Below are 11,591 nucleotides of genomic sequence, written 5' to 3' on the forward strand. Positions count from 1 at the left end.
ATCGTTTGAAGGATAAAAAAAGAATAGGGATTCAGCCTCAGGTTGAAACTTAATACGAGATCAAAGGGGTCAATTTTACTTTGCCATTTGTAAGGTAAAAGGGGTCAATTTTAGAATGCCGTTGACACATTAATCGTTGTACGCATTTATGATTAATTGATAAGCCCGATTTTTTCAATACAAGTGTAATCCTACGATACCCATATCTGCCTTTATGTTTATGATATATCGTCTTTATTTGCTGCTTAACATCACTATATTTATCACCAAGCTTCGCTTGCTGTTCATGATAAAAGTACGTGCTTCGAGCTAATTTAGATGCACGTAATAAGTATGTTAATTTATACCTTTGCCTTAATTCAGATATGAATCTTGCAGTTGTTGCTGTTCTGCTTTTTCCTGTTCTTTCTGCCTCTGAATCAAGGCTCTCCGCTTTTTTAGATAGGCGACCTCAGCACGGAGATATGCTAGTTCTTCAAGCAATTGTTCATGCGTTTTATCACGATCTTCTTGGAGCTGTTTGACTTTAGGTATTTTCGGTTTCATCATGGGTTTAGGTCGTCCTCTCGGTTTAGGTTTTAAACCATCTATACCATTTTCTTGATATAGCCGAACCCATTTTATAACTTCATAATGCGACCGTAGTTTAAATTTAATCATAGCTTCACGAGCGGATAGACCATCAATCAAAATACTATCAACCACTTGTTTTTTTAAATTATAAGATTTTTCTGGTGAAGTTTTTCTTGGTTTTAACGATTCTTCTCCATGATTTTTAAATTGGGCAACCCATTGCCTAACAAGACTTTCATGAATATTGAAATATGCACCAGTCTTTCTGCTACCACTATTAGTATCGAAAGAATAACGAACAACTTTAAGTTTAAACTCTTGAGAATATTTAGCCATAGAAAAGCACCCTCCAAATTAGACTAAAAGTGTCCAACTTTCGGGGTGCAGTTCACTTAGCGGGATTTTTTATTTTAAGAACAACTACTTTGCAATTTTAGCGAGTAATTCTTCTTTTGAAATATTGACAGATTCAGCATCACGGCGACCTTTATATTCAAAAGTCCCTGCATCCAAACCTTTCTCCCCAATTACAATACGGTGTGGAATCCCGGTAATTTCAAGGTCAGAGAATTTCACCCCTGGACGCTCGTCACGGTCATCCAAAATCACATCATAACCCGCAGCTTGCAGTTCTGCATAAAGTGCTTCAGCAGCTTCCAAAGTACGTGGTGATTTATGTGCATTCATTGGAACAATCGCAACTTCAAACGGTGCAATTGCAGAAGGCCAGATAATCCCTTTGTCATCGAAGTTCTGTTCAATGGCAGAGGCTACCACACGCGTTACACCAATACCGTAGCAACCCATGGTTACAATCGTCGGTTTGCCGTCTTTACCAAGCACTTTGCAGCCTAAAGCTTCAGAGTATTTTTGGCCCAGCTGGAAGATGTGACCGACTTCAATACCACGCTTAATTTGCAGTGTCCCTTTACCATCTGGAGATGGGTCACCTTCAACCACATTACGTAAGTCATAAACCTCAGTAAATGTTGCATCACGTTCCCAGTTGACACCTGTTGCATGTTTTTCGGCTTCATTGGCACCGGCAACAAAATCAGAAAGTACAGATGCTGCACGGTCAACAATCACAGTAATGCCTTTTTCAACTAGACCTTGTGGCCCAATGAAGCCAGTGGTTAAACCAAGGGCTTGAATTTGAGCTTCAGTTGCGAATGTTAAAGGTGCGGCAATTAACGGATGCTTTTCAGCCTTAATTTCATTCAGTTCATGGTCACCACGAAGGAATAAAGCAACAACAGGTGCTTCTTTACCTTCTTCAGTTGCAACACCTTGTACGAGCAATGCTTTTACAGATTGTGCAGCATCAGTACCTAAGAAAGCAGATACATCGGCAATGGTTTTTTGAGCTGGTGTATCGACCAGTTTTAATTCCTGAGTTGCGGCCGCACGCTCACCGACAAGAATTGCTTCAGCCATTTCAACGTTGGCAGCATAATCAGATTCGGTAGAGAAGGCGATATCATCTTCGCCACTTGATGCCAAAACGTGGAATTCATGTGAACCTGAACCGCCAATTGAGCCAGTATCGGCCTGTACTGGACGGAAGTCTAAGCCCAAACGGCTAAAGATACGGCAGTACGTGTCATACATCACGTCATAGGTTTCTTGTAGTGAAGTTTGATCGATATGGAAAGAATAAGCATCTTTCATGATAAATTCACGTGAACGCATCACACCAAAACGTGGACGGACTTCATCACGGAATTTGGTTTGTACCTGATAGAAATTGATTGGCAGCTGTTTGTAGCTTTTCAATTCATTTCGTGCAAGATCGGTGATCACTTCTTCGTGTGTAGGACCAAGCACAAAATCGTTATTATGACGGTCTTTAAAACGTAATAACTCTGGACCATATTGCACAAAGCGGCCGGATTCTTCCCAAAGGCTTGAAGGCTGGGTTACTGGCATGAATACTTCCAGCGCTCCTGCACGGTTCATTTCTTCACGGACAATCGCTTCAACTTTATTTAGCACACGTACGCCCATCGGCAACCAAGTGTATAAACCCGAAGCCAATTTACGAATCATCCCCGCACGTAACATGAGCTGATGTGAAATCACTTCAGCATCATTTGGGGTTTCTCTTAACGTAGCAAATAAAAAGCGACTCGCGCGCATGGAAACTGTCCTAATAATTAAGCGTTAAAGCATAAGATTATACGATAAAAAATGAGGTGAACATTTCAGAATGTCACCTCATGTCAAGTGGGTTTATTATGCCATGATTTTTCGGATTTGGCGCGTCATAAAATTCTTCAAGTCATCCAGGTAGGTGAAGATCACAGGAACCACAACCAGAGTCAATAGGGTGGAGGTGATTACGCCCCCAATCACGGCATGGGCCATGGGTGCACTTTGTTCGCCACCTTCACCCAGACCCAATGCAAGAGGAATCATCCCCATCACCATGGCACTGGTGGTCATTAAAATAGGGCGTAGACGGGTTTTACCCGCTTCTATAATGGCATCATAACGATCAACCCCACGATCCATGGCTTTTTTGATGAAGTCAATTAACAGGATGGCATTTTTGGTCACTAATCCCATCAGCATGATAATGCCAATAATGGAAAACAGGTTCATGGTGGAATTAAACAGGAATAAAGCCAGAAACACCCCAATCAGCGAGAGGGGAAGGGAAGCCATAATCGCAGCAGGATGAATGAAGCTGTTAAATTGTGAACCCAGTACAATATAGATGAACACAATGGAAAGGGTAATGGCGGTTAAGGCATAACCTGCCGATTCGGCCATGTCTTTATTTGCACCTTGCGTGGCAAAGCTATAACCGGGTGGTAAATCAAAGTTATCTTGAATTTTTTTAATGTCTTGACCGATATCCCCTGCAGGGCGGCCTGCTGTATTGGCTTCTATCAGGACTTCGCGGGCCAAATCACGGCGGGTAATTTGCGATGCCCCCAAACTTTCTTCGAAGTTTGCCACACTGGCTAGAGGCACTAAAATAGGCTGGCCAGAAGCATCGGTTTTTTGTGAATTCAGATAAAGATTTTCAATATCGCTCGGTAAGGTGCGTCTGTTTTCAGTCAGGCGAAGATTAACATCATAGATTTCGCCTTTTTCATCTTGCCAAGTGGTAACGTTGTCGCCTGCAATTAAGGGACGAATGACACTGGCGATTTGATTGACAGAAAGACCTAAATCACTGGCAAGGACACGATTGATATGAACCGCCAAGGTGGGCTTAGGTTCTTTAAGTGAACTTTCCAGATCGACGATACCTTCGACTTTGGAAATTTCTGCCAGAAAGCGATCGGAGATTTTTTGCAGTTCGTTCAGGTCGGTACCTTTAATGGAAATCATGATCGGTTTTTGCCCTCCCGAAACCGTTTCATCTGCCGAAGCCACCGAGGTAATGGTAATACCCGCTACACTTTGCAAGCGCTGGCGAAACTCATTATTCAGTTGGGTCAGGGTCTTATCACGCTCCAGACGAGGCGTGACCTTGACGCGTATGCTGACATGGTTTTTACCACGATCCGTTACCCCATTGATAATGCTGTAGGTATTACGTACATCTGGATACTGGCGCATAATATTCTCCACTTGCAACAACTTGGCTTGTGAATATTCGAGTGAGGCATCTACAGGCGTTTCAAATTTAATTCGAATTTCGTTTTTATCTGGAACAGGAACAAATTCCGTACCAATCAATTTAGATAAACCCAATGCACCAAAAAGTGAAGCTGCGGCCACTATCAGGGTTAAAATACGGAAGTGTAGTGCCAGTTTTAACAGTTTTTCATAGTAATGGCTTAAATGATCAAGCCTATTGGATATCCAGTTAAAGAAGCGCTTTATTCTGCTGGGTTTCTTGTTTGGATTATGTTTTTTAGCCCAGTGTGCAGAAAGCATGGGATCGAGGGTAAAACTGACAAACATTGAAATCAGCACGGCAGCGCTGACCGTTACTCCAAATTGATAGAAGAATTTACCGATAATGCCGCCCATAAATGCAACTGGTAAAAATACCGCAACAATGGTCAGTGTCGTGGCTAAAACCGCCAGCCCAATTTCTTTAGTGCCATCGAGTGCTGCCGTTACAGCATCTTTGCCCATATCGGCATGACGGACAATATTTTCCCGCACTACAATTGCATCATCAATCAACAGGCCAATACTGAGAGATAATGCCAGTAAGGTCATCATGTTAATAGTGAAGCCGAAAGCCCAAATAAAGGTTAATGTCCCCAACAGGGAAATAGGTAAGGTCAGCCCGGTAATGGCGGTAGAGCGAAAAGACCCCAAGAACAGTAAAACAATCAGAACAGCGAGAACCGCACCTTCAATAATGGTTCGTGCCACATCTTTAATACTGCCACGAATGCCTTTGGAACCATCGACGGCAACTTTAGCCACAGTACCCTCGGGTAGCTGTTGCTCGATTTTTGCTAGGGCTTTATAGCTGGCATTGACCACATCAATTACATTGGAATCCGAATTGCGCAGAATATCAATCGCGACCGCAGCTTTACCATTTAAATAAGCACTTGATTCCAGATTGGCTTGACCATCTTCAATGCTTGCCACCTGTTTTAGAAAAATAGGAGTACCATTTTTATTGGCAATAATCAGGTCACCAAACGATTGCGGGTGAATCACTTTGGATTTGATTTCCACCACCAGTTCAGACGTCGGCTGTTTTAAGGTGCCTCCCGGAACTTCAATATTTTCACCTTTCAAGGTATTGATGACTTTATCTACACCAATACCAAAGCTTTGCAGTTTTTGCGGATCGACTTCAATACGAATCTGGCGTTGTGCATCGCCCAGTAAATTGACTGTACCCACGCCCGGCATGGTTCGAAGTTGCGGGACAATCTGCTGACTTAAATAGGAACTCAAGTCGCGTAACGGCATGGTCTCCGATTCAAACACAATCGACATCACCGCATTGGCAGTAGGGTCATAACGTTCAACAACAGGATCCTGAATTTCATCTCGAAACTGGGCGGTAACTGGAGCAATCTTATCGCGAATATCCTGGGCGGCCACTGCAGAAGACATATCCAGATTAAATTCGACAATAATGGTCGACAGCCCTTCACTAGACTGGGAAATAATCTGTTTTAAACCTGAAATGGTATTGATCTGGTCTTCCATTTTTTTGGTAATTTCAGATTCAATGGTTTCAGGGGAGGCACCCGGATAGGAGGTATAGACCACAACAAATGGAAAATCGACATCGGGAAATTCTTCTATGCCCATGCGTTGCCAAGATGCCAGCCCCAGTACCAGTAAACACAACATCATCATGATGGTGAAAACAGGATATTTAACGCTAATTCGGGTAAACCACATAAGAACAATCCTGTACTTATTTTTTATTATTTATTGATGACGACCGCTTGATGAATGTCCTGGTCATTAAATTTAATACGGCTAATCTGGTCGGCGTTTTGCAGTCCTTGCACGACAGCCAAATTGTCCCGATAGCGCTGTTCCAGAATGACCAGATTGACCTTTTCAATTTTGTTCTGGCGGATCACCCAGACATAGGGTTTATCTTTGATATTCTGGATCACATCGAGCGGAATGAGCTGACCTGAAACTTGAGTCGAAGCAAGAATGTTGCCTTCCACGAAAGAACCAATACTCAGTGAGTTAATGGTTTCATTCGGTCGGGCAAAGAATTCAATCTGGCGACTGGCAGGATCGGCAATAGGGGAGATGCGTGTTAAAACAGCAGTCAGTTGAGCTGGATTGCCTTGAATGGTGTATTCAATATGCTGTCCCACTTTTAAAGCGGCTTGCATGTCACTTGGCAATTTGGCCTGAATTTCTAGCTGACTCGGATCCACGATTTCAAACAGGGTCTGGCCAGCAGCAACGGTTTGACCAGCATCGACTTGGCGCTGTGTAATTACTCCGGAAATGGGACTATAAATAGTCCCTTCACGCTCGGCTTTTTGGGCAATATTGACACTGGCCTGTTGCGCATGCACATTTTCCAGTTGCGCCTGATAGTCAACAGCAGCCTGTTCATATTCAACTTTGGAGATAAAACCTTGATCCAATAAGCGTTGTTTGCGCTGCATCATATTTTTAGCCAGATTTGCCTGCGCTTGTGCTGCTGACAAATTGGCCTGAGCTTGCGCTAAACGTGCAGCATTATCTTGATTATTCAGGCGAACCAAGATCTGTCCCTTAGCGACTGACTGTCCGACCTGAACATAGACCTGGGTTGCAGTGGCAGTGACCTGAGCCTGTATGCTACTTTGATTGACTGCACGAAGCGTGCCGGTAAAAGCACTTTTTGCGACAGAAGTGCCATTCTTCACGGAAACTAGATCTTTTTCAATTAATTCAATTTTTGTTGTGGTTTCTACAGGTTTTTCTATTTCATTTTTTTTGCAAGCTGTTAGAAATAAAATTAAACACAGAACGCTGCCGGTTAAATATTGCTTATGGTCACTTAATTTAGATTTTTTCATATGCTGTCCAGATAGCATGTAGCTTCATCCTTTTTATTTATTGTGACTTAAATTAAGTGCTTCATAGCCTAAATACAATTTATTCAAGCGCTTTTAAGCGAGCGATAATATTGTCGTATTTTGCTTGAGTATTTCGATAGTTAATTTGTAATGATTGAATCGTTGCTTTTTTTGCTTCAATATTCTTTTGATTATTCTCGATTGTATTTTTCAAGCTGGCTGGAATGTCTTCAGCTTTACGTAAATGTTCAATCTGTTGACGCTTAAAATAAATACGGTCAGTTTGTAATTGCTTTAACTGGTCTTGCTGAAAGGCAATTTGCTTTTTGATGCCGGTTAATGCGTCATTACGTTTTGCGAATGCAACTTGACTATTACCATAAGCCTTTTTTAGTTTTAAGTCCGCTGCCTGCTGTCTGGCGTGGGCTGCACGTTGCGGTGCCTGTTTAATATCGGCTTCAGTATTATAGGCACGATTACGCCGGATGACCTGCATGTTCTGGTCCAAAGCTTCGTAGCCATAGCGAATATGATTGGGGGTGACATTGGTGCTAATATTGGCTATACCCTTACTGTCATAATAGCGATACCAGGTGGCTTTAGGTGGCGGATTTTCAGCATATGCGAATGCCGATTGCAAAACCAGAAAAGAAAGAAAAATGAATCTAAAGTTCATTTTTTTTTGTGCAATGAAAGCAAGTTTGTATTTAAACTGACTTTGCATTGTAACCCCCGAATAAAAGTTGACTAAATTACTTATTTTAAAAGTAATAAATGAGCTATATTAGACTCAAAATAAGTAATAAAAAACCTCTGTCTGTCAAAAAAAAATCATTGGTCGATGGAAAGTGTGAAGTCGTTATTGAAAATAGACTAAAGTGAGTCTTCGTGCGGAAAATGTTCATTGAAAAGGCAAGTAAAGATATGTTAAAAATGTTTGTAACTTGTAATAAAATTTTTGACTAAAATTGTTTGTACATTCTAAAAATGGGAAGGATCATTAAATGGACGAAAAATTCCAAAATCTAAAAGTGATGGTGATTGATGATTCAAAAACCATTCGTCGTACAGCAGAAACATTACTCCAACGTGAAGGTTGTGAAGTCGTGACCGCAGTAGACGGGTTTGAGGCTTTGGCAAAAATTGCTGAAGCAAATCCGGATATTGTTTTTGTAGATATTATGATGCCACGTTTAGACGGTTATCAAACTTGTGCATTAATTAAAAATTCGCAGAATTATCAAAATATTCCAGTCATTATGCTGTCAAGTAAAGATGGTTTATTTGACCAGGCAAAAGGTCGTGTTGTTGGTTCGGATGAGTATTTAACTAAACCCTTTAGTAAAGATGAATTGTTAAACGCAATCCGCAATCACGTAACAGCATAAGTTTATTTTTATTGGGGAAAAGCATGTCACGTATCCTTATCGTTGATGATTCACCTACGGAAACATTTCGTTTTAGAGAGATTTTAACCAAGCATGGCTTTGAGGTGATTGAAGCAGCAAATGGTGCTGATGGTGTCACAATGGCACAAGCAGAATTGCCAGATCTAGTGCTCATGGATGTGGTCATGCCTGGTGTAAACGGTTTTCAGGCAACACGTCAGATTGCCCGTGGTGCTACTACTAAACACATTCCGATTGTGATTGTCAGTACCAAGGACCAAGCCACTGACCGCGTTTGGGGGAAACGTCAGGGGGCAAGTGATTATTTGACCAAGCCTGTAGACGAAAACCAATTAATTGATGTGATTAAACAACACCTCAATGCAGGATAAGCTCTATGGCAGCAAATGGATTTATCGAATTACTTCGGATTGCTAAACGTGGTAACAAAAACTACGTTACAACTGAAAATGAAGTAAACCGATGGTCAGGCATTGCTTTTGAGATGATGGGGCAATATTTTGTTGCCCCTTTGGGTGAAGTATCTGAAGTGATATATCCACCAAAATATACTCCGGTTCCAAATACTCAGTCATGGGTGATGGGACTGGCCAATATTCGGGGACGTTTACTTTCCGTCGCTGATTTGGCGCATTATATTTCAGGACATCGAAGTCAGTTTTCACCGACTCAAAAAGTATTGTGTATTAGTCATAATGACCATTATGTCGGTTTGGTGGTAGATCAGGTTTTGGGGATTCAACACTTTAATAAGAAGAGTTTCTTTTCTAAAAACAGTGAATTAGATAGCAATTTACAAGAATATTGTCAGGGTTATTTTTATCAGCATAATCAGCACTGGCATGTTTTCTTATTTAGTCGTTTATTGCAAAACCCAAAATACATGAATGCCTCTATAAAATTTATAAATTAATAGTCGCAAGCTAAAGAATGATAGCGCAACTCGGGGAGAAGCTGGATGGGCTTTAAACTTAAAAAGAAAAATACAGGTGAAGGCACCAGCCATAATGGCGGGAATGCTTTAGTCACAAAGATTCAATCACAAACAGAGCAATTATCACGTGTATTTGGTGACAGTGAAAAGTCCAAACCATTAATTTTGGGGGCAGCATTTTCTCTGGTCGTAGCACTCTTCCTGTTATTGTACTTATTCTATAGTGTACCGCGTAATAATGAATTGACACGTAGTGTGGGTGATTTGCGTCTATTGTCACAAACCATTTCACGTCAGGCAACTGATGCAACTGCTTCAGGAACCAAAGAGTCGATTGATAAATTAATTAAATCGCAAAAAGAATTTGCTGAAAACCTGGAAACGGTTAAAGATATTCATCCACATACAGCTGCATTGGTTGAGGTGGAAAAGCAGTGGAAATCGCTATCAGAAGGGATTGATTTAATTTCGTCTCAACAGAAAATGATTAACAAGCTGTACGATACCAATATTGCAATTGGTGAGTCGATTCCGGGAATTCAGGCAGAATATAACCTGATGGTTGACCAAATGGCGCGTCAAAACATGCCGTCTAACCAGGTGGTTATTGCCAAAAACCAGGTATTCATTGCGGAACGTATTTTGCGTTCGATCAGTTCGGTACTCACAGGTAACGATAACTCGCGTGAATCTGCGGATGACTTCAGTGCCGATACTGAAACTTTCGGTTCTTACCTCAATGCCCAGCTCAATGGTAGTGCAGAACTGGGTGTAGAACGTATTGATGATCCGGCATTGCGTGAATCACTGACAGGCATTAAAAGCGAATATGATGATGTACTAAAATCAGCTTCTGCAACAATTCTTTCAAACTCGGCGCAAATTGTAAAAGTACGTCAAGCTTCTGCTGCAATTTTTGCCCAGTCGGATGAATTGTTAGCCAACCTGAATAAGCTATCTGGTGGTTCGAGCTTGGCTATTGCGCTTCCTGCCTTGCTTTTAATCCTGTGTCTGGTTGCTTTCCTGTTTTCTGTATTCAAGTTGCTTGCATTACGTGGCCAGTCAGATAAACAGCGCGTGGCAAACCTGCAAGAAGAATATGACCGTAACCAGAATGCGATTTTACGTTTACTGGATGAAATTGCCGACTTGGCGGATGGTGACTTGCGTTCATATGCAACGGTATCGGAAGATTTTACCGGAGCAATTGCCGACTCCATTAACTTCGCGATTGACCAGTTACGTGAACTGGTATCACGTATTACTGAAACGTCTCAAGAAGTTGCGCAATATACAGCGAATACCCAAGGCATTACCCACCAGCTTGCTGAAGCATCTGAACACCAGGCACAAGAGATTGCCGGTGCATCTGCCGCGATTAACGAAATGGCGATGTCTATTGACCAGGTATCTGCAAACGCGGAAGAATCTGCAGTGGTTGCGGAGCGTTCGGTACAAATTGCTGCCAATGGTGCAGAGGTTGTAAACCGTTCTATTGAAGGTATGGACACCATCCGTGAGCAGATCCAGGAAACATCTAAACGTATTAAACGTCTGGGTGAATCTTCTCAGGAAATTGGTAACATCGTTGCCCTGATTAACGATATTGCCGACCAAACCAACATTCTGGCATTGAACGCTGCAATTCAGGCATCTATGGCGGGTGAGGCTGGTCGTGGTTTCGCCGTGGTAGCCGATGAGGTACAGCGTCTTGCGGAACGTTCAGCCTCTGCAACCAAACAGATTGAAGGCTTGGTAAAAACCATTCAGACAGATACCAACGAAGCCGTAATTTCGATGGAGCAAACCACTTCCGAGGTTGTTCGTGGTGCAAGCTTAACCAAAGATGCCGGTGTGGCACTGGATGAAATTCAAAACGTATCGACCAACCTGGCGCGATTGATTGCCAACATTTCGGATGCTGCAAAACTTCAGTCTGCTTCTGCTGGTCACATTGCGACAACGATGAATGTCGTACAAGAAATTACCTCGCAAACCACAACAGCAACCTTCGATACAGCACGTTCGGTATCGGAACTGGCAAATATGGCCGAATCATTACGTGAATCTGTAACCGACTTTAAATTACCTGACTAAGTTAATTAAAAAGCGTTGCAGTGATATTCCCTGCTTTTGGGCAGGGGATATCTATAAGACACAGATCAAGCATCGACAAGATGAACTTAACTTCAAAGTTAGGTC

The 11,591-nt window shown here is 42.0% G+C and carries 8 protein-coding genes and 1 pseudogene; 4 read left to right on the top strand and 5 right to left on the bottom strand.

The features are described from left to right. Nucleotides 1-127: 127 nt before the first annotated feature. The 5 genes and pseudogenes from FTT87_RS09920 to FTT87_RS09940 all read right to left on the bottom strand — a co-directional run. A pseudogene (locus FTT87_RS09920) lies at nucleotides 128-909 on the bottom strand (helix-turn-helix domain-containing protein); the annotation flags it as partial. An 84-nt stretch (nucleotides 910-993) separates the two neighbouring features. After that, nucleotides 994-2,712 carry a proline--tRNA ligase gene (locus tag FTT87_RS09925; RefSeq protein ID WP_180174805.1) on the bottom strand — a complete coding sequence of 573 codons (1,719 nt, stop codon included), beginning with the start codon at nucleotides 2,710-2,712 and terminating at the stop codon, nucleotides 994-996. 96 nt (nucleotides 2,713-2,808) lie between these two features. Further along, nucleotides 2,809-5,913 (bottom strand): efflux RND transporter permease subunit, encoded by a 3,105-nt coding sequence (locus FTT87_RS09930; RefSeq protein WP_180174806.1) that lies wholly within the window; start codon nucleotides 5,911-5,913, stop codon nucleotides 2,809-2,811. Between the two features lie 26 nt (nucleotides 5,914-5,939). Next, nucleotides 5,940-7,046 (bottom strand): efflux RND transporter periplasmic adaptor subunit, encoded by a 1,107-nt coding sequence (locus FTT87_RS09935; RefSeq protein WP_227609453.1) that lies wholly within the window; start codon nucleotides 7,044-7,046, stop codon nucleotides 5,940-5,942. Nucleotides 7,047-7,125: 79 nt separating this feature from the next. Continuing rightward, nucleotides 7,126-7,770, bottom strand: a complete 645-nt coding sequence (locus FTT87_RS09940) for a hypothetical protein (protein WP_180082160.1) — start codon at nucleotides 7,768-7,770, stop codon at nucleotides 7,126-7,128. Between the two features lie 280 nt (nucleotides 7,771-8,050). Between FTT87_RS09940 and pilG the strand changes: the two genes are divergently transcribed. Genes pilG through FTT87_RS09960 form a run of 4 tightly spaced genes read left to right on the top strand, consistent with a single transcriptional unit; the run spans nucleotide 8,051 to nucleotide 11,486 of the window. Further along, nucleotides 8,051-8,434, top strand: a complete 384-nt coding sequence (pilG, locus tag FTT87_RS09945; RefSeq protein ID WP_086195987.1) for a twitching motility response regulator PilG — start codon at nucleotides 8,051-8,053, stop codon at nucleotides 8,432-8,434. Nucleotides 8,435-8,457: 23 nt separating this feature from the next. Beyond that, on the top strand, nucleotides 8,458-8,826 hold the full coding sequence (locus FTT87_RS09950) for a response regulator (protein WP_086195986.1): 369 nt from the start codon (nucleotides 8,458-8,460) through the stop codon (nucleotides 8,824-8,826). A 5-nt stretch (nucleotides 8,827-8,831) separates the two neighbouring features. Further along, the gene (locus tag FTT87_RS09955) at nucleotides 8,832-9,368 is read left to right on the top strand and encodes a chemotaxis protein CheW (protein WP_086195985.1); all 537 of its coding nucleotides are present in this window, start codon (nucleotides 8,832-8,834) and stop codon (nucleotides 9,366-9,368) included. 45 nt (nucleotides 9,369-9,413) lie between these two features. Beyond that, nucleotides 9,414-11,486, top strand: coding sequence for a methyl-accepting chemotaxis protein (locus FTT87_RS09960; RefSeq protein ID WP_180174808.1), 2,073 nt, complete (start codon nucleotides 9,414-9,416; stop codon nucleotides 11,484-11,486). The last annotated feature ends 105 nt before the right edge of the window (nucleotides 11,487-11,591 follow it).

This window comes from Acinetobacter sp. YH01022, assembly GCF_013420235.1.
Classification (GTDB): domain Bacteria; phylum Pseudomonadota; class Gammaproteobacteria; order Pseudomonadales; family Moraxellaceae; genus Acinetobacter.

Excerpts from the sequence above, each read along its gene's own strand:
- FTT87_RS09955 (WP_086195985.1), top strand. The coding sequence starts at position 8,832 with ATGGCAGCAAATGGATTTATCGAATTACTTCGGATTGCTAAACGTGGT.
- FTT87_RS09940 (WP_180082160.1), bottom strand. The coding sequence starts at position 7,770 with ATGCAAAGTCAGTTTAAATACAAACTTGCTTTCATTGCACAAAAAAAA.
- pilG (WP_086195987.1), top strand. The coding sequence starts at position 8,051 with ATGGACGAAAAATTCCAAAATCTAAAAGTGATGGTGATTGATGATTCA.
- FTT87_RS09960 (WP_180174808.1), top strand. The coding sequence starts at position 9,414 with ATGGGCTTTAAACTTAAAAAGAAAAATACAGGTGAAGGCACCAGCCAT.
- FTT87_RS09935 (WP_227609453.1), bottom strand. The coding sequence starts at position 7,046 with ATGAAAAAATCTAAATTAAGTGACCATAAGCAATATTTAACCGGCAGC.
- FTT87_RS09925 (WP_180174805.1), bottom strand. The coding sequence starts at position 2,712 with ATGCGCGCGAGTCGCTTTTTATTTGCTACGTTAAGAGAAACCCCAAAT.
- FTT87_RS09950 (WP_086195986.1), top strand. The coding sequence starts at position 8,458 with ATGTCACGTATCCTTATCGTTGATGATTCACCTACGGAAACATTTCGT.
- FTT87_RS09930 (WP_180174806.1), bottom strand. The coding sequence starts at position 5,913 with ATGTGGTTTACCCGAATTAGCGTTAAATATCCTGTTTTCACCATCATG.